The sequence below is a fragment of the Paraburkholderia sp. CNPSo 3274 genome (assembly GCF_024206475.1).
GTDB lineage: Bacteria > Pseudomonadota > Gammaproteobacteria > Burkholderiales > Burkholderiaceae > Paraburkholderia.
Genome location: NZ_JAMBPR010000109.1, coordinates 1 through 17,741, shown reverse-complemented (window position 1 = coordinate 17,741; position 17,741 = coordinate 1). Strand labels below are relative to the sequence as shown.

Here is a 17,741-nt window from a genome sequence, read left to right as displayed (position 1 = left end):
CGCTACGTGACGCCTGCGCAGCGTCATGCAGGCGACGATCGTGCGCTTCTCGCGGCACGGCACGCACTGTACGCGAAGGCGCGTGCATGCAATCCGGCTCGCTGGTCGCGTCACACGCGCGACTGGACACCGGTTGATGCCGTGACGCTTAACCCCGAACGTGACACCGTCGTCGAGATGGCGTCGATCGGCGCGAATAAACAGCCTTTGGCTGCATGAGTGAGGCGACAACTACCTTGACGCGCGCCGAATGGCGCATCTTGTCCATCACAACTAGAACTGGGTCCTCGATCAGCACCGGCAAACTACACGTAGCGAACGACCGGTTGAATCCGCCGTCGACTACGGAAGTTTGCCGGCCAATGCGATCTGCTGCGGACAGGCTCTCGATGGACCTCCGGGTTCCGTCATCGACGGCGCTGGCCCACACCTTCGCTGAGTCCACACATGCCCTGTCGTTCTACCGGATTGCATCGCGCCATGGGGAGCCGGTGTCCACTCACTTCAAGCAGATGGGCGTAAAAGCGGCCCACACCGCTTGGCTGGCATCCGAATCAGTGTGGCTCCAGATCACCATCGGCACATGACCACCGTGGCGCTCGGAGAGCAGCCTTTGACGCCAATGATCAACGGCGTTGGATTTGCCGAAGCGGGAGGGGCCAAAATTTGTCGCGCCGTCGACCCGGTCATCGAGCCACGTGCCGATCCGTTCGACATGTCGTGAATTGCTACCGTGAACAGGCCTCGGGGTCGTTACGTCGCGTGTCAGCAGCGGAGCTGCCAGTGGTGACTGACAGCTTGTGAAAGCCATCGCCGGCTAGACGCCCGAAAAACGATTCGATATAAGGGCGACCGTCCTTGCTGCGCCGGCAGCTGTCAATTGCGGGGGCCTGTGGCTTGACGAACCGCGCAGCCACGACATCGCACATTACATCCTCGACGCGGCTGCAGACGTTGGCAAGCGCGCCGTCGACGCTGAATTCGTCCGAGCAGGCGCCGGTCAGCTGTCGAATGTGGAAGGAGGCCAGACCTGCGCCGGAAATGTAGGAATCCTAACCAAACTGGAGTTCGCGCAGTTTCCATGGGACAAGTGCCGAACGGATCGCGCGTAATACGTCCTCGGCCGAACATTGGCGACGCAGGCAGAGATGATAGCCGAGGACTGCGCGGGTTACGACCCTCGATCAGCACTATGACCCACACGCGATTGATCATGCGCGGCTCGGTCCCGCCATGCGGAGAGTGGACAAGCACCAGCATCCGAGCATCAAGCTTGTGAGCATCACGTCCCACGAGTTGGAACGGCACCAGCTCGGGACGCCGTGTACGTCCCCCGCTTCGCACCTTCCCGACAGCTTCGTCGCCGGCGGCCTGTCGTGCGCGAGAACGATTCTCCGCGAGGACCGTATCAATGTAGGGCCGATCGTCACGTACCCGCGCCGGTCGACATTGAAGGGCCATTCGCCGCAGCGCTCGAAGCCATGCTCACGCATCTCGGCGTGAAACCGCCGGAAGATGGCCATGCGCGGCCTGCGACGCCTTGAGTTCCGCCCGCTTGCCAAGGATCCGCGCGCGTAGACGCCCCTCCGGTCCAGGCCCGGGACACTCCAGGGCCCATTGCAGCGCGCCCGCAGCGCCACTACCCCAGACGTCAGGCTTCACGGGAGTCTTGTTCGTAGGCCTTCGGTTGCCTTGCTCATGCGAGACGCGGATTCGTAGAGGCCCTGAAGACGCAGAAAAAACCAGGCAAGCGGGCACAGCAGGCTCTCGAATTCTTCCAGCGACTCTATCGCGTCGAAGCACTCGCACGAGAGAAACCGCCGGGCGGCGAAACCCGTGCTACGTATACATTGCGATTGCGACGACAGCGCAGCGTTCCGCTGCTTGACGCATTTAAAGCCTGGCTGGACGAGCAGGCACCGCAAGTGCCGCCCGAAAGCTCGCTGGGCAGCGCCATCAACTACACGCTTAACCAGTGGGAGTATCTCAGCCGTTACGTTGCCGACGGACTAGCCGCGGTTGACAACAACATCGCGGAACGCGACATCCGCCCGTTTGCCACAAGCAGGAAAGATTGGCTCTTCAGCGACACCGTCGCGGGAGCGAAAGCCAGCGCCGTCATCTACAGCCTCGTGCTTACGTGCCGCGCGTGCAACGTCGAGCCATACGCGTACCTGCGTCGCGTTCTTACGCAACTGCCTCAACGTGCACCAGACGCCGACGTGAACGATCTATTGCCATTTCGATTCGTGCAGCCCCACGCCGACGTCAACGCCGCCTAAGCACGGATGTGTGCTCAATTTAGTGCTTACAGACGAAGAGCAGTTTGCCTTCCTCGCTGTGACGCGTGGTAGAGCGGTCCACCGAAATGTAGCCGTTGTCGAAGTCGACGATGCGCACCCAGGACGAAGCGCTGGCGTTGTTCATCGCGCAAAGGAGCGCGATTGCAGTTACCCCGTAGCGAGGCATGTCTTCCTTGATTTTTTGTATTCGTTGAGCGCCACCCTCGCGGGAGATACTGCGCTCAGCGTCATGCCCGGTGCTGGCGGCCCATGCGCTTCAAACCAGATTAACCCCGAGGACCGCAGCGAGGTCAAGCAACGCAGTGTAGGTCGGGAGGTCGTTTAAGAGGTGCTTCGGCCCGTCGATCTGCTTGAGGTCCTTTTGTTCTACCCGGTCGCCGAATAGCACGATGGAGTGCTCGCGATCGTGTTGCCGCGACACCCAAAAGAGGCCGTCAATGTCAGGACATTGTGCGTGAAAAGCGACCGCCCACTCGCGAGTCAATGGGTAGCAAAGTGGGTTCGTATCAATGAGCTCCGAGCGTTTGACGCCCAGGCGCCTTAGCGCCACGTTAGAGAGGTCCACGAGATTGAGTTCCCGCTGTGGCTCGATGACGGAGTAACGGTGCGGCTCGAGGGCCTTCTTCGAATGAGTCTTCAGGCCCGCAACGTATGGGATCTCGTGGAAGACCGTCTCCATGGCCGCGCACTCAAAGTTCGTTCCACCATAAATCGTGGGGATCACTTTTTTGTCTGCGTTTAGAATCGGGCTGAACCGGGCGTCGCCGTCGGAACTTGAGTTGAAAGCATTGCACGCATACTTTTCGCGGTGCACGCGATGGATGGGGCAGTGCTTTTTCCACGGGATGCGCTTCGCATTCGCGTGCAAGTCCGCCGGCGGCGCCGGAACAGGCCGAGTTGGGGTAGCGGGCGTCGCACTAACCATGCAGCACTCCGGCGTGCTCCGCCTCTGCCGCGCGCACGACAGCGCCCGGGTCTTTGCCCAGGACATCGAGTGGGCGCTCTCCGCCCAGGCGGCTATTGACCGACGCGAACCAGAACGCGAGTTCCCACCCGTCCTTCGAGTCGTCGAACACGCGGAGGACATTGGCCATCGCGTCCAAAGGCCGGTACTTCTTCTTCGGGTCGAGTCCGTAGGCAGGAAAGTAATCCTTGCCTTTGTGGTCAACGGCGAAGATCAGGCGGTCGTGTTTCCAGCGATTGGGCTGTGCGCTTGGGTTGCTGCCGCTGAGCTCGGCGATCTCCGCGATGTGGGCAGCCGTCAGCCATTCGCTGGCCTCGAACACGCCTTCGACCGCGGCTTTGCGCATGGAAGCCTCCTTGAGGATGTGCGAAGGCATGGGCACGTCCGGCGTGAGCGCCTCAACCAGTTGCTTGCGGCGCTCGTCCGTACGCGCGTCGATGAGATCGTTCGCTACGGGCACGAGTTGTTCGATCGTCTTGACGAAAGCCTGCGTGCGGTCGCGCGGCCCCTTGAGGGTAAAGGTCACCAGCCGCTCGTCGCCCAGCTTGTCCAGCTTCTTACCGATCTGCTCGGGCGTTCCGGTGTGGGCGAAAAACGTCATGATGCCGTCTGAGTCCTTGGGCATGATCTTCCTCCGTGGGTATGTGATCAATATTAGGCGAAAAAGCCGATCACCTCAATCATGATCAGTATGGCTGCGACTTTCGGCGCAAGTCGCGGAGACCCGAGACATTTAATTGGGCCCTAATTTTTGGGACCTTGGACCTCAGCGCGCCGCTCGCTTGATCCTGTTCAGTCGGTCCCCGAGTTTCGCGCGCGGGCACATACGATCGGGTACTAGCGGGCAGATTGCCCATCGATAATGTGTAGCTACTCCGTGGACAGTCGGTGGGTGTGATGGGGTGGAGTGGTCGTCGCCCCGAGATCTTTCAAAAATGGGGCTCGCGGGGGACGGCGGACCGCAGGTAAGGGCACCATGGAGGGGATTCAGTCACGGCCGGAGCAACGACTGCGCGCAACGGCAGCAGAAAACGGCGAAGAGACGGTTCTGGAGACCGGTCAGGAGGGCAATGGGGCACCAGGGGAAACTGCGTCCGCTTTGCCAGCCGGGTCAGCGCCCATGCCGGCGCATCGCCGACAGCAGGCCGAGGTTTGAAATTGCCGCCTTCCATGACAAAATGCGTCAATTAACCCCAACTGAGTGGGACATTTTGTCCATTTCGCAATGAAACCCGCTGACCTTTCATACGCATTGGCGCGCCTCGGCTGGACGCAGGTGACGTTCGCTGAATATTCGGGCTACGACCGCCGGACCATCGGTCGATGGACCCGTGGTGAATCGGCAATCCCGCTGCTCGTTGAAAGACACCTCGATCTGTTGCTCGCCATTCGTGACCGTTTGCCCTGAAGATCCACGTTCAGTCAGGCGTACGGCATGATGCGTTAAGCAGGGCTCCTCGCCATCTGAACTTCGGCTTCTTCGAACGCTGAGCCGACGCACATGCCGGCTTGACGTACCAACGCGCCGCTAACCCGACTGTGACAGTTCATCTGTAGCGACGACGGAGACTTGCTGCGGTCCCGACGCTCCCGTGGTCTCGTTGACATGCGACCTGTAGTGTCAAAGGTAGTCAGACTACATGCACGGCTGCTGTTTAGCCTACATTTGCAGCTCGCTCGCCGACGGATACGGTATCTAGAGAGTGGATCCGAACAGCCGTTCGGACTCCGCTGGCTCAGTGCTCCAAGAGGTACAATCTTCTTCGGTCGGTCCACCTAGTAGGCTGGGCATTGGCCTTCTAAGCCGAGGGTCGGGGGTTCGAGCCCCTCCTGTCGCGCCAATTTCTCTTTGCCAGTCAACGGTTTGGCAATTCGAGCCACTGCTTGGTTGCACCCTGTCGCTGTGCTCACTGTGCTCAGGGTGTGCTCGGATTCTACTGTGCCGACGCACTCCGCGTGCGTCTTCAGATCCGCCGCGCAGCACATTTCCTGTACTCTCAATCCGTTGCGTCCTCAGTAGCTTCCTTCGAGGGAACCCGTGTCGTCAGTTACCGAATCTGTCCTGTGCGGCTTTCAACTTGCAGCAAAGCAGCAAGAGGCCCTCACTCACTCGTGGGTTGCTGCGTCGCTCAAACTCGGAGCCGCACTGCCCGGGTCCTTGCTCGCTGTGTCGGTGCAACGCGTAGGCAGACTTGATGCGGTACTTCGATGCATGGAGGATGAGTACGCAAGCGGGGCGGCGGCTGCAGATGTGCTCCAATGGGCGGCAGAGCCGTTAGCGTCGCTTTCCGAGGCGTGGGTAGGGCAAGTCTATGAAGTGCTTCGCCTGACCAGCGAGAGAAAGCTGCTTGCCGAGAGCGAATCCTTGGTGCAGTTGGCCCATGACTTCCGATTGTTGCGCATCCCGATGGAGAAACACGAGATAGCAGCGGATCGGAGTTTGAGTTCGCCTCTGGCGATGTATCGCAGCCCGGTGCGGGAGGGCGATGCTGACTACCACTATGACAAGAGAGACCCGCTCCGCGCTCACATTATGCCTGCCGGAATTTCACAACGCGGTTCAGTGCAATGGCTTGCGATAGATTTGAAGGCCGATGAGGCGCAACGTTGGATCGAGCGTAGGGGCTTGTCGGAGCGCGTCCTGAAATTCCTGTGTGCCCCTTGAGCGGGCGGCTGGGACCAAATTCGCTTTGCTCATTTGCCAGCATTATGGCGCCCGATGCGCCTGTGGCCGCCCGTGTGTGGCTGCGTGCGCGCTCTCCAATGAGGGCTGTCCCGTAAGCTCCGACGTTACCCTCTGCCGTCGTGGGATGCATTGTGTAGCACCCAAAAGAGCAGGGAGGCTCCATTCTGCCAAACTGGCGGATGAAATTTAGTGAGATTCCACCAGGGCCACTACGCAGCCTTTGCCGGCGTCGGAAGGCCCTGCCTCGCAGTATCCGGAAGTGCGTAATACCAGACATGGTATCGGGGATCGGACGAGGTAATTGTGGCTAGGTTCGGGTGCACATTCGGGTCTTGCGGGCCACCAAAATAGCTAATGATGTCTCGCTGCGTGCCGTCTGAGAACTGCACATGCACCGTCGCCGGGTTGCCGCGCAGATCACTGGCGGGTGCGTGTGCGGCTTCTACAAGGCTAGACATGTCAGGCAAGGGGGGAACGAAGGACGAAAGGGGATCGACCGGGCTGGATTCATCGCCCCGGACTGAGTTCAAGACGTTCTGCACCGAAGCACCTGCCTTCTTCGCAGCCGCCGCATTTACCCTGAACAATTCGCCCCGCAGCGGGGTCCAAGATGCGGTGAGTTGCTGGGTGTTGACGATCGCCTCACGGACGTCGCCTGTAGAGCGGAGCAATGCGAGTACAGCTTCTGCAACTGGCCACGGAGCAACGTCGTGTAATGGGATACTCGCGAGGGCTGTTCTAGCGTCCTCCAGTTGGCTGGCTTCGACTCGGCGCACCTGCGGTTTGTCTACGTACGATGAATCGGCTCTACGTGCAGCGATTTCCTCTAGCACTTGCTCGGCATGCTTGCAGATTGCCTTAATCGCCTCTAGGCGGTGGACGTGAGTGGCCTTTTCCCGCGATGCTTCTAAACGGCGTTGCCGGTCTGCTTGCATCTCCGCGACCCAAATTGCCGCAACAATTGCGAGTACGGAAAAGCCCGCTTGAACCCATGAGGCAATCGCAGAGTCGTCGTGCCAGCGCCAGAGCGCGACACCGAAGAGCACTGTGCCCCCCGCGAGCGCGAGCTTCTTCCGATTGACCCAGCGACGCATAAGCCATCTCTCCCCATTTGATTGTCGAACAGAGTCGACCTTTAAAACCATTTTCGCTGTGCCCGTCTGCGGACACTTACGCCGCCAGTTCGTGCTTCCGCGCCCCCGCTTCGTAGAGTCAAATGCGCGTTCTGGATGGCTTGGGTAAGTGAGTTCGCAACGAAAAACTTTGCTGCCCGCTGACTCCCGCCTGGTAGGGCCTTGGTGTTGATCTGACTACCGTATGGATGCCGATTCCTGCATAGCAGCCAGCATGCGACACGATGCCGCTATGATGTCATTATCGCCCCAATAGAGAAGAACGCCACATGAGCGACAAAACCCTCTATGCCGACATTAACTTCTACCAATGGCTCGTCGCGCTGGTCGCTCTGTTGCTATCTCAGTTGCCACCCGTAAAGTTGTGGTTCAAACGTCCGAAGCTCGATGTTGAATGCTTCGACCGTATAGTGCTCAAGCACGATGTCGGCGCGGCAGGAGCTGAGTTGCATTTGACTCTGACCAATACAGGCGGCGGCGATGTTCGCATTAAGAAGGTCACGCTTACTTTCACGCGAGGTACTGAGCGGCGGGAGCTGGATGCTCGCGGTTTTTTTGAAAAGGCCGCAGATAAGCAGGCCACACTGTTTACCCCGTTCACACTGAAGCCTAAAGAATCGTGGGGCCACAATGTGAATTTCTTCAGATTCGCAGAGCGCGAGATTCGCCAGCAATACAGCACGCATGCGAATGCACTGCGGATGAACGTACAGAGGAAAGCTGCTGAGCAGAAAGCGAACGCGCCAAACGAGATTAACCCGCCTCTAGCGGAAGCTGATCCGGGGCTAGTGGAGCCGTTGTTGGCCCTGTTCGACGCCCAGTTCTTTTGGCGTACCGGCGAATATCAGATTGAGCTTGTGATTGAGACAGACAAGCCGAGCGCCAACTCGTCGCGCAAATTCCGCTGCACGCTGTTCGAGGGCGACAGTGAGCGGCTGCGGGTTCACCGTGACCATTTGAAGTATGGCAACGGGATTTACTGGTGGGGCTTTCCGGTTGAGCCGTACATAGCCGAGATTCAGCCTATAGCCGACCGGAACTAAACTCTGCTTGCGCTTTCCGGTTGGGCTCCATTGCGTGGTTCAGCTTGAGCAGTATTTCTCTTGTTCGAGCGCCTCGCAGGAGCCAAGCGGGGGCACCATTTCCCTCGTCAATTGGACGGACAATCCGAACTACCCCCGCTCAGCGTAGAGATACCGCGTAGGAGCCCCGCCATCGCAAATGCCAGATCAACCACGTCAGTCCCGTGTTGGATGCTACCGCTACATTCCTTGTCAGATTGTGAGCATTCGGTCTTGTTCGCAAGTGCGACTGCTCGGGCGTAGGTGTCAGGATAGAGGTCGCGATTTCGCTCAAGGAACGCGAGTGTTGCTTGGGTGAACCCTTCGTGGGTGTAGTGCATTTCTCGTTCGCAAACCATCGTCGTGGCGGAACGGGCCACGTCCTCGATGCGACTGAGTCTCCGCTGGTAGTATCCAGCAGAAGCCGCCGCAATCGCGGCAATGACAACCCAAATCGCATGGACAGCTCGGCGTCGCCATCCATTCGCCGGTAGTAAGTAGGCGACGATTCCGGCGATTCCACTCACAACGCCGACTACTTCGACTGTCTCAGCCCAAAACATCATAGCCCTCGGCTTCGTTAATCCATGAGGAATACGCCGCTGCTCGCGTTGCTGGGTGGGTCGTCATCACCGTCCCGATCATCTTTAAAACCGGGGCATCGAGTATGGCAGGTTATGCGTGGCGCATTACTGCCCATCGCAAGTAGGTCGCACCGCGAGCAGGCCATTATCCGTATCCGCGAGCAATTCCGTCGTCCTCTCGCTGCTTGTCCCGAGAAGTCGCCCTAGAACTTCGGCTTAACGATCTCACAGTTTCCGAAGGTGCGAACCGAAAGCACGAATGGCCTCGTCTTGGAGTCCTTTGTCACCCACCAGCGGTTGGTGAGGGTCTCTTCCTCTATGGTCAGGTTCACACGGTCAATTACGGTTGTTGAAGGGTACCCCCCCGAATACTTCTTATAAAACGGGATGGTAGTGGGGTCTTTAGAGTATGTGCTGCCGAGCCAATCTGAGATGTAGTCGCTACGTTTCAAATGGCAGTACGTGGCAAAGATGTAGGTCGTGCTCGACGTGCTGCACAGCGGAGTGCGGATGTTCCCGGTGAATAAGGCGTTGTCTTCAATTCTGAATGTGAAGTCAAACGCAGGGAACGGCGGCGGGAACCACGAGTCGTCCGGCGGCTCGGTTTCCGGCGGTACCAAGGCGACCCTGCCTGTTTCATGAATGTGGCACTGCAGAATGGTCGGATTTGGCGTTTCCGCTTTGACAATGTGACATGCAACAGCCAACAAGATAGCGGTAGCCTTCTTCATCATTGTTTCCGTGGGCGTTGACTGGCGCGACTGCTCTGGAGCGGTTGCGATGGTCGCGTCCTAGAGTCGGGGTTTTCCAAGTTGGCAGACGCCGTGGTACCAATACGAGACAAGATAAGGTTCCTCGGGTGCTCCCTTATCCTTTGCTTCGCTAAATACATCGAGCTTTTCAGCGTCCACGCGCAGATTAACGCGATCAATCGTTATCGTGGTCAGGTGATCCCAACTGCTCGTGTCGTACTTTCGAAAGAACGGACTTGTTCTCCATTTGAAGTCCTTTAATCCCATCCAGTCTTTCACGTACTCGTCTCGATTGGCTTTGCAGTTGTTCGAAAACACGTAGCGCAAGTTCGTGGTGCTGCATAGTTTGTAGCGCCCATCTACGTAACCCGCATCATGGCTCTCAACGGTCAATAAATCGCCATCGATTGCAAATGTTTGGGCGACACTGCGCTTCTCGCGGAAGTCCCCCAATGACTCACCTGGCGGTGTGGCAAAGCCCAGCGCCTCATGATCCCCGATGCATTGCAGGATGGCCGACGGAGGTGCATCAGCATACGCAATGTGACAGGCAGCGAGGAGCAAGGCAACGGCAGGCCAGCGCGGGGCGGTCTTCTTCATGGTTTTCCCAGTGATTGGTGGAGCACTGTAGCCCACCGGGCCCAAAGTTGTCATAGGTCTTCGCGGGAAGGCGATGCTTCTGCAACCGGGCGGCCCCCCAGCCCCTAGAATTTTGGTTTCACTTGGCGGCAGGCACCGTTGAACCAATACGAGACGGTGTAAGGCTTTGGTGGCTCGGTCTTCATTTGATAGCTCTTGGTGTCGTCCACTGACGCGTCCAGATTCATCCGGTCAACCGTGATCGTCATCAAGTGAAACGCACTGCTCCCCTCGTACTTTTTGTACCACGGGCTTGTAGAAGGGGCGAGGTCCGTTGTTTTAAGCCAGTCTTGAATGTACTGCTCTTGGTCGGCTGTGCACTCGTTGGAAAAGACATAACTGGTGCTTGTACTGTGGCACAGCTTGTAGATTCCTATTGTGAGGGAGCGACCTATTTTGATGGGCTCGATGGTAAGCGCGCCGCCATGTATCACCATTCGAAAACGCACGTCGTCCTCAATCGGTTCCTCTGTCTCACCCTTCGGTAGGCCAGTGCTCGTCGGCAACACAGGCCCGTTGCATTCCAGGATGATCGACGGGAGTGATTCTCCATGCGCGACGTGGCAGGTGGCAGCGAGCAAGAAGGCGGCGGACGAGCCTAGGGCAGCTTTGGCCATCTTGGTCCCCTGTTTTGGCATTGCTTCACTGTAGTCCGTCGCCCCAATTTTGCTGCACCGATCTGCGCGGGCATACAGCGCTTCCCGCTCGCTTCGCGCCCCCCGTGTGCCCACCTGCCCGAATTCTGAAGGAGGCCGGGAGAGGTCGCTGAGACGAAGTTGGAGCGGCGCGCTACGGCGTGACCGCGATCAAAAATGAGTGTGCCGCAGGCATACGACACCCGAGGGGCGCGCTGCGCGGCAGCTTATCTAGAGATCGCTACAGACAACTACCAGCCGCTGAGCCTTGCAAGTATTGGCGCTCAGTCGATTCTTCATTCTGGAGCAAGGGGGAAACCGTTTAGCTGCGAGCGCGCCGATGTTCGCCTTGCAGTTTGTGCAATAAACGACCGTATGTTGCGCAGACGATACGTAGTGTGCAGCGTGTGCAAGAACTCCATTGACAGGATTGTTGAACACTGACAGTATTTGCACGCCTTTATTGAACACGGAGCGCAACAGCATGAGCCGCACATTCCTCTATGCACGCGTATCGACCGCAGGGCAGGACACCGCCAATCAAGTGCTGGAAGCCGAGAAGGCAGGGTTCACTATCGCCAAGGCGCGGATTGTCGAGGAGACGGTGAGCGGCACGGTCCCGGCGATGGAGCGCGAGGGCTTCGCCGCGCTGATCGAGCACAAGCTGGAAGAGGGCGACAGGTTGGTAGTGACGAAGCTGGACCGGCTGGGCCGGAGCACTTCGGATGTGCTGGCGACGGTCGAGCGCATGCAAGCCAAGGGCGTGCGTCTGCATTGCCTTGCCATTCCGGGGACCGACCTGACGAGCGCGGCGGGACGCCTGACGCTTACCGTGCTCGCCGCTGTGGCGCAGTTCGAGCGTGATCTACTTGTGGAGCGCACGCATGCTGGGTTGGCGAAGGCGCGGGCCGAGGGGCGCAACGGTGGACGCCCGGACGCGCTGACGGAGCCGCAGAAGGCCGAGATTAGGGCGGCGCTGGATAGCGGCACCACGACCGCAAGAGCACTTGCGAAGGAGTACCGCGTTGCGCCGAATACCATCCTGAAGGTTAAGAGGGAGGCGACCGCGCCAGCCTGAGCAGGACGCACAAAGGGAGGGCGAGGGAGTGAGAGTCCGTCGTTGCTAATTGCTTACAGAGTGCTAAATAGATGCTTTCTGTATGTTGACCATCTAGTTATGCTCTGGCATCATTTAGAGAGTAATGACCCGCGCAGAAATTGCGCGGTGGCAGAGATGCCAAGCAGTAACGGCAGTAGTGAAGGAGCCTTAGTACGTAGCTGAGCAATGTGTCATCCGCCAGCGAACGCGCCACCCTTTACCTGCCGACCGGCGATGGACCTAAAGTCTCCATCGCGCAGGGAATCAAAGGGCGCGTAGTTGCACTAGTCAAGTTGGGCCTATGGTCTCGCTTGAGCGGTGCGCTACGCGCCCTTTTTGCGTTTACGGCCTTCGGCTCGTGAATGACTGCCCCGCGTAATGCGTGGGGGCGTGCAGGGACGCCGGGAAACCGGTTGGCCGGAGAGCCACGAAAGGACCGCGAAGCGCACGTAGCAGGCGATGTTAAGCCCCTCAGTCGGTCGTTCGCCCTGTGCGGGAAGTATCTGGCAAGTACGCCGGGTATTGCCCGAACCGGGTTGGCGGCTATGTTGTGAAGTGCTTGTGAATGAGGTTGTCGTCAGCGTGGTGGACTGACGGCAATCCGGGACACCCGGCAACGTTGGATCTCACCTGCGAGTTAGGCCCGGCAAGGTTGCGCTCGGGTATCCGTACTTCCGCCCGCAGGAGCGGCAGCCTCGGAGGGCTCTAGTCAAGTCAGCGCATCCGAGAGGAATTCCTCGTCGGCCCGACCTCATGAGGCGTTTGCCTCACTTTAATAAGGAGGAAGTCATTAATAATCAATGGTTTGCGTCGTATTTACCTAAGAATGAACTTGCGCAAAGCTGAAGCACTGCGTGAGCAGCATCGAGGCTGCTTGCCTTGGGCAGCGTACTCGGTACGGCCTGTTTGGCGGAATGTGGTACCGCCGGTCGCGATTGCCGGGAAGCTTAGCAGCCGCTATCAATCGGTCGAGGTAACTGAGTACCTGAATCTTGAGACCGGCGAGATCGTACGAGCAGCGGACGCCGAGGAGCACAGTATCCGTATCGCAGGGGCTGTAGGGCAGCGAGTGTTGCAACGGGACGCGGCGCTGTCCAGCCTTAAACCTGAGTCGCGGGATTTCGCGAGGTTCTGTCTGCGATTTCGCAATAAGCGGCGCGGCGTCACGCCGGGTTTCCGCGAGTTGTGCCGCTGGTACTCGGAACTCACCGGCAAGCGAGCTGACAATGTGCGCCGTTGTCTTCCATCGCTGGAGCGAGCTGGGATCATTGCGGGCGAGTCCCTACTTGGACCTCTATTTCAGTTCGCGGGTAAGTCAACCCATGCACACGAGCATATCGGGGAGGATGAGCGCGCCGAGCAAGTGTTGCACGCGATTCTCGCGAAGATGCGCAATGCAGTAACGTCGGCGCGTCGTCATTCGGAGGTCGAGACCGCCGGGGGTTTGCCTTACGTTCCGGAATGGGACGCCGTTCGATACGCTGAGCGTGAGGTTGCTGCGGCGTTCGAAAGATACGTTGAGGCGCAGCGGAGATGTAGCGATCTGATGCGAAGACTGAACACCGGGCTAGTTCTAACTTAACAAATAAGGAGTGCAAATGATGAATCAACGAGAAATGCCTACCACTGTTTCGCTGGTCATGTCGGGTATGTACGCATGACTACTGCCGCACACATCGATCCGGAACTGAAGCAATGGCTGCTGGACGAGAAGCGCGTTGTGCGCGCTTTGCGGAAAGGTGCGTTAACTGAGATGGTCCGATGCGAACGCGCCGCTGCAAAGCGGGGCTGGGGCGCAGAGCAGGCGCTCGCGTATACAAAGGCGGCACTGGCGGACTACTTCGATGCCGAACTATCAGCGCGGAAGGTGTCGTCATGAGTCACGAGCTCGAAGCCAACACCGACGCACGCGCTGCATTCGACCGCATGGGCCGTGCCGCACAATCGGGGTTCCGGCAGGCGCTCAGGTATGCGGGCATGCCGCCGCCAAGCTGGGCGGCTGATCGGCGGGTGGGGCGAAATGTTGAACGATCTAATGTTGAACATTGCGACGTTGCACAAAGCGTCGCGTCGCCTGCCGATCCGACCGATGACGAGCTGAACGCGTTGTTCGAGGCGGCATGAGACCAATGGGCGCAAAGCATCTTCAGAACCGTGGCGCGTGGAAGGTTCCGCGTGGTGGCGGGCGTCACCGAGAAGGAGGAGCTGCGGCTACTCGGCACCATCTTCCGGGAGTCCGCGTGATGGCATGCGTAGGGCTGCGCGAGCGGGGGCGGCGCAACATGGGGCAATCTCCATGCGCCACTCGCCTAGCGGTGCGGCTTCTCAGCGCCAACCGCGCTGCGGGAGTGCTTCGATGAGCCGGGGACCGAAGGCCGGGTACGTTCGGGCGTTGCCGCCTGCTGTCCATCCGCACGTCGACATTCGGGGCAAGCTGAATACCGGTGCGTCGCCGCAGGCGCAGCGCAAGCGCGAGCACGTCCAGGGCTGTAGCGAATGCCAGAGGCAGGCGAGTCGTCAGGTCGCAGATCAATTCCGGCTGGCGGCATGGATTGAGGGGGCGAAGGTGTACGACGGGTTGCGCTGTTCGAAGTGCAGCGGGACGCGCCGCCGTGTGCGCGACGGTTCGTGCTACGGCTGTCACCTGAAGGACTCGCCGTTGGACCCGGCGCGGCGAACGCGGGTGCCCCGACATAACCGCGATGGCTGGCTGGGTCGGCTCGATGCTCGGCGAAAGGAGGCGGCTGGCGATGTGTGGGTGTTCGAGGTGGGCGACTGGCGTGCGCGTGTGTATCCGACCGGGCGGCTGGCCGTGGACTGCGACAGGTTGAACATCCACTCGGTAGACTGGGGCAAGGTTCCGCCAGCCCGTATCTTCGAGATCGCGGGCAGTGAGCCGGACCTGATTGAAGTGATGCGGCAGGCGGGTTGGTCGGTGTGAGTGGTGGGCGTGGCGGCGGTGCCGCCCGTCCGCTGTCTGGTGGCGCGGCGTGGAACCGCAGCATAATGGCAGCAGCGCACTTACCGGACGGCACGAAATGGACACCGAGACGCGGAAGAAGCTCGCCAAGATTCAGCAGGTCAACCTCGACAATCTGATCAAGCTGCAATCGGAGACAGCGAGGCTGATCGACGAGACGGCAGCGACGAATAGGTGGGTGAGGCGCTGGGAGCCGTGGCTTATGGCGGCAGCCTGTCTAGCCGTCGGCTCTGCAATCGTCACGGCAGGGGCGGTCCTCGGCAAAATGTTCACGCACTGATACGCCGCGCATTCCAGCAAGGCTCGACCGGCGAACGCCGAGCGGCGCTACACGGGGGCAATCACGCACCCGGAGGCGCTAACCGTTGAGGGGGCGGCCGTCTCAGGGGATGAATTTCTGGCAGGTTACGTTTAGCGCGTACACGTCGTTTCAATCGAGCTTCTTTGCCAAGTCCCCCACGTGCAGATGGGTGTATCTGCGGAGCATGCGGACGTCCTCGTGACCAGTAATGCTGGCGACTTCCATCGTGGACAGCCCCTTCTCGAATAGGCGTGATGTCGCCTCGTGCCGTAGATCGTGGAAGCGTAAGTCGGTGATTTTGGCTCGGTTGATAGCACGCCTGAATGTGAGCTTCAACGCATTCGTAGTCAGGCCGGGGAAGACCGCACCCCTTTGCTCGGCACTGTTCGATGGGTCCGGAAGGAGTGCTGAAAGGGTCGCTACCGCACGGCGGGAGAGCGGAATTCCGCGAGGCTTGCCGTTCTTCGTTCGCGTCAACTGGACGGATGGAACTGCAAGATTCACGCGCTCCCATTCCAGCTCAACAATCTCACTGCGACGCATTGCCGTTTCAATCGCCAGAATAATGCTCGGGCGCATGTACGGGCTCTTGGAATCTACGCACGCGTCCAATAGTCGCTTCTCTTCTGCGCGGGAAAGGCGGCGCTCGCGGGCAAGCCCTTGCGGTGGGCGGCGGACTTGCCTGAAGGGGTTCAACTCGAACTCTATCTCCCACTCGCGGCGGGCAATCTCGACGACGTGGCCGAGCAGATTCATGTCACGGCATACAGTCGAACCGCTGACCTTTGTTAGCCGTTCATCGCGCCACTGCGCCACACGTTTGGACGTTAGACCTAGCAGCGTGCACTCCGCCAGCGAGTGCTTGAGCAAGCCGCGCATACGCAGGGCTTCTTCGTTGGCGGATCGCTTCTGCGGCGTGACCTCAGCAAGATAGCGCCGCATTAAATCGCCGAATAACCTGTACTGCGGAGCGCAGTTCTCGGCAATGTGCTTCTGGTCCTCGGCGGCCTGAGCGGCGGCAATTCTTTGCCGGATACGTGCTTCGTGTGTGGTGGCCCATGCCTCGGCTTCTGCGCGGGTCAGAAACGTCCTTGAGCGGCGCGGAAATCCCTTGATGCGGACTCGCGCTTGATAGGCGATGGTGCCCTTGTGGGGGCGTTCGCAGATTGTGCCCATACCTGTTCTCCGTGTTTGAGTGAGTGCAGGTGTGGGCGGTCATGCCGTCGCGACTCGGCGGGACAGTATGCCATGTCAAAAATGGCACGCGCCTGTTGAGAGCGGATCGCAGTCAAGGCAGCTCGGCGGCGCGAGCTGCGCAGGTTGGATCGCACCTGCGCAGTCAATCAACTACACGTCTAGCTGCGCGAGTAAACTTCCTATTGATGCATTTCATAGGCATCTTGGGGCGGAGACAGGGGAGGAGGCGGAGATGAAGAGAATCTACAACTACAGAGGCTTCGCCGTAACCGTTGAGGCTGAGCCGGTATGGGAATCATCGGGCAACGTTACTTTGTTGGCCCCGGGCGGCTTCGTCGCCGTCGTGCACATAGGCAGGGGCGGTGCAACACGTCCCACAGTCGCACCAATTCGCCTTATGTCTGACACGCAGGAACCATTCGTCACGGAAGCCGACGCGCTGATGACGGGCTTCAGTGCAGGCCAACGAGTGATAGACGACACGCTAGTCTCATGACTCGCACGTTAGTCGTGCACTGTGAGCTGTTTCAGCGCTTCAACAGGGGCCGCGAGTTGTGCTTAAGGCCGGGCCCCTCCGATGTCGGTTTACCCTAGCTTCTTAGCAAGATCCTCGGCCCGGAGATGGGTGTATCGCTGGAGCATCGAGAGAGTCTTGTGGCCGGTGATGCTGGCGACTTCGATCATGTTTAGCCCGCGCTCGAAGAATGTGCTCGTCGCCTCATGCCGCAGATCGTGCAGGCGGATGCCGACAAGCCAGCGGCCGTCAATGGGTCGATCCCACACTCGGCACGTTGACTCGTACACCTTACGTGCTCGGCGCACAGCGCGGCAGAATGCTCGCGACGCGGCGCTGCTGGTCATGGCGAAGGGTACGGCATACCCAGCAGACTTGCGGCCCTGAAGGATGGCCAGAGCGGCTGCGGAGAGTGGTACGTCACGAGGCGTATCGGTCTTTGTGACGGGCAGGTGGGCCGTACGTCGAGTGAGGTCTACGTGCTGCCATTGGAGCGCCAGAATCTCACCGCGCCGCATTCCTGTGGCGACAGCGAACTGCACTAGATCGCGCAGCAGTGGTGATTCGGTGGCGTCGATGATTGCCTGCAGCTCGGCGGGCTGCACCCGGCGGTCGCGGCCTTCGGTCTTGCGTGGCTTGATGACCTTAGCAGGTTGCTGAAGTACCGCTGAAACATGTCATCGCGCAGAGTTCGTGAAGCGTTGATAGATGAACCACCACTTACCCACTGGAGATCATGCGCGGCGCCGACACTTTCACCGAGAGTTTGTTTTCCGTGCGCAAGCTGGACGACTTCGTCCCCAAGTCGCATCCGTTGCGTTCGATCCGCGTAATGGCGAACGAAGCGCTGGCGAAGATGGATCGACTGTTCGCCGAGATGTACGAAGCGGACA

Annotated in this window: 19 protein-coding genes and 4 pseudogenes; 14 read left to right on the top strand and 9 right to left on the bottom strand. The window is 59.5% G+C overall.

Translation table 11 applies throughout. The features are described from left to right. The 3 genes and pseudogenes from M3I54_RS40045 to M3I54_RS40035 form a co-directional block, all read left to right on the top strand. A pseudogene (locus M3I54_RS40045) lies at positions 1–219 on the top strand (hypothetical protein); the annotation flags it as partial. A 364-nt stretch (positions 220–583) separates the two neighbouring features. Continuing rightward, complete coding sequence (locus M3I54_RS40040) at positions 584–724, top strand: hypothetical protein (RefSeq protein WP_254345611.1); 141 nt, start codon at positions 584–586, stop codon at positions 722–724. Between the two features lie 961 nt (positions 725–1,685). Further along, positions 1,686–2,282: pseudogene (locus tag M3I54_RS40035) on the top strand (transposase); the annotation flags it as partial. Between the two features lie 19 nt (positions 2,283–2,301). Here the strand turns inward: M3I54_RS40035 and M3I54_RS40030 are convergent. The 3 genes from M3I54_RS40030 to M3I54_RS40020 all read right to left on the bottom strand — a co-directional run bounded on the left by M3I54_RS40030 (position 2,302) and on the right by M3I54_RS40020 (position 3,868). Next, positions 2,302–2,469 (bottom strand): hypothetical protein, encoded by a 168-nt coding sequence (locus tag M3I54_RS40030; protein ID WP_254345610.1) that lies wholly within the window; start codon positions 2,467–2,469, stop codon positions 2,302–2,304. Between the two features lie 90 nt (positions 2,470–2,559). Then, positions 2,560–3,228: an RES family NAD+ phosphorylase gene (locus tag M3I54_RS40025; RefSeq protein ID WP_254345609.1), complete on the bottom strand. Its 669-nt coding sequence runs from the start codon at positions 3,226–3,228 to the stop codon at positions 2,560–2,562. Next, positions 3,221–3,868: a hypothetical protein gene (locus tag M3I54_RS40020; RefSeq protein WP_254345608.1), complete on the bottom strand. Its 648-nt coding sequence runs from the start codon at positions 3,866–3,868 to the stop codon at positions 3,221–3,223. The genes M3I54_RS40025 and M3I54_RS40020 overlap by 8 nt, the downstream gene beginning before the upstream one ends. A gap of 624 nt (positions 3,869–4,492) precedes the next feature. Here M3I54_RS40020 and M3I54_RS45540 point away from each other — a divergent pair. Continuing rightward, entirely contained in the window at positions 4,493–4,675 is a 183-nt protein-coding gene (locus M3I54_RS45540) for a helix-turn-helix transcriptional regulator (RefSeq protein ID WP_154671437.1), read from the top strand. A gap of 804 nt (positions 4,676–5,479) precedes the next feature. Continuing rightward, on the top strand, positions 5,480–5,932 hold the full coding sequence (locus M3I54_RS40015; RefSeq protein WP_254345607.1) for a hypothetical protein: 453 nt from the start codon (positions 5,480–5,482) through the stop codon (positions 5,930–5,932). 230 nt (positions 5,933–6,162) lie between these two features. Here M3I54_RS40015 and M3I54_RS40010 read toward each other — a convergent pair whose 3' ends face one another. Beyond that, entirely contained in the window at positions 6,163–7,047 is an 885-nt protein-coding gene (locus M3I54_RS40010; protein ID WP_254345606.1) for a hypothetical protein, read from the bottom strand. Positions 7,048–7,355: 308 nt separating this feature from the next. Here M3I54_RS40010 and M3I54_RS40005 point away from each other — a divergent pair, with 308 nt between their 5' ends. Further along, complete coding sequence (locus M3I54_RS40005; RefSeq protein ID WP_254345605.1) at positions 7,356–8,129, top strand: hypothetical protein; 774 nt, start codon at positions 7,356–7,358, stop codon at positions 8,127–8,129. Positions 8,130–8,934: 805 nt separating this feature from the next. Here the strand turns inward: M3I54_RS40005 and M3I54_RS40000 are convergent. The 3 genes from M3I54_RS40000 to M3I54_RS39990 all read right to left on the bottom strand — a co-directional run bounded on the left by M3I54_RS40000 (position 8,935) and on the right by M3I54_RS39990 (position 10,739). Next, positions 8,935–9,465: a hypothetical protein gene (locus tag M3I54_RS40000; protein WP_254345604.1), complete on the bottom strand. Its 531-nt coding sequence runs from the start codon at positions 9,463–9,465 to the stop codon at positions 8,935–8,937. 57 nt (positions 9,466–9,522) lie between these two features. Then, positions 9,523–10,083, bottom strand: coding sequence for a hypothetical protein (locus M3I54_RS39995; protein WP_254345603.1), 561 nt, complete (start codon positions 10,081–10,083; stop codon positions 9,523–9,525). A 104-nt stretch (positions 10,084–10,187) separates the two neighbouring features. Then, on the bottom strand, positions 10,188–10,739 hold the full coding sequence (locus tag M3I54_RS39990) for a hypothetical protein (protein WP_254345602.1): 552 nt from the start codon (positions 10,737–10,739) through the stop codon (positions 10,188–10,190). Between the two features lie 502 nt (positions 10,740–11,241). Between M3I54_RS39990 and M3I54_RS39985 the strand changes: the two genes are divergently transcribed. The 6 genes from M3I54_RS39985 (at position 11,242) to M3I54_RS39960 (ending at position 15,116) form a co-directional block, all read left to right on the top strand. Continuing rightward, positions 11,242–11,835: a recombinase family protein gene (locus tag M3I54_RS39985; protein ID WP_254345601.1), complete on the top strand. Its 594-nt coding sequence runs from the start codon at positions 11,242–11,244 to the stop codon at positions 11,833–11,835. An 853-nt stretch (positions 11,836–12,688) separates the two neighbouring features. Continuing rightward, the gene (locus M3I54_RS39980) at positions 12,689–13,438 is read left to right on the top strand and encodes a hypothetical protein (protein WP_254345600.1); all 750 of its coding nucleotides are present in this window, start codon (positions 12,689–12,691) and stop codon (positions 13,436–13,438) included. A gap of 75 nt (positions 13,439–13,513) precedes the next feature. Then, the gene (locus tag M3I54_RS39975; RefSeq protein ID WP_254345599.1) at positions 13,514–13,735 is read left to right on the top strand and encodes a hypothetical protein; all 222 of its coding nucleotides are present in this window, start codon (positions 13,514–13,516) and stop codon (positions 13,733–13,735) included. Then, positions 13,732–13,980, top strand: coding sequence for a hypothetical protein (locus M3I54_RS39970; RefSeq protein ID WP_254345598.1), 249 nt, complete (start codon positions 13,732–13,734; stop codon positions 13,978–13,980). Before M3I54_RS39975 ends, M3I54_RS39970 begins: the two co-directional genes overlap by 4 nt. Positions 13,981–14,212: 232 nt before the next feature. Continuing rightward, on the top strand, positions 14,213–14,797 hold the full coding sequence (locus M3I54_RS39965; protein ID WP_254345597.1) for a hypothetical protein: 585 nt from the start codon (positions 14,213–14,215) through the stop codon (positions 14,795–14,797). Positions 14,798–14,894: 97 nt separating this feature from the next. After that, positions 14,895–15,116 carry a hypothetical protein gene (locus M3I54_RS39960; RefSeq protein WP_254345596.1) on the top strand — a complete coding sequence of 74 codons (222 nt, stop codon included), beginning with the start codon at positions 14,895–14,897 and terminating at the stop codon, positions 15,114–15,116. A gap of 150 nt (positions 15,117–15,266) precedes the next feature. On the opposite strand, the gene M3I54_RS39955 is transcribed toward M3I54_RS39960, so the two are convergent. After that, positions 15,267–16,313: a site-specific integrase gene (locus tag M3I54_RS39955; RefSeq protein WP_254345595.1), complete on the bottom strand. Its 1,047-nt coding sequence runs from the start codon at positions 16,311–16,313 to the stop codon at positions 15,267–15,269. 253 nt (positions 16,314–16,566) lie between these two features. Between M3I54_RS39955 and M3I54_RS39950 the strand changes: the two genes are divergently transcribed. Beyond that, positions 16,567–16,830 (top strand): hypothetical protein, encoded by a 264-nt coding sequence (locus M3I54_RS39950; RefSeq protein WP_254345594.1) that lies wholly within the window; start codon positions 16,567–16,569, stop codon positions 16,828–16,830. An 89-nt stretch (positions 16,831–16,919) separates the two neighbouring features. Here the strand turns inward: M3I54_RS39950 and M3I54_RS39945 are convergent. Continuing rightward, a pseudogene (locus tag M3I54_RS39945) lies at positions 16,920–17,495 on the bottom strand (site-specific integrase); the annotation flags it as partial. A gap of 89 nt (positions 17,496–17,584) precedes the next feature. Here M3I54_RS39945 and M3I54_RS39940 point away from each other — a divergent pair. Then, positions 17,585–17,741, top strand: a pseudogene (locus M3I54_RS39940) (IS5/IS1182 family transposase); the annotation flags it as partial.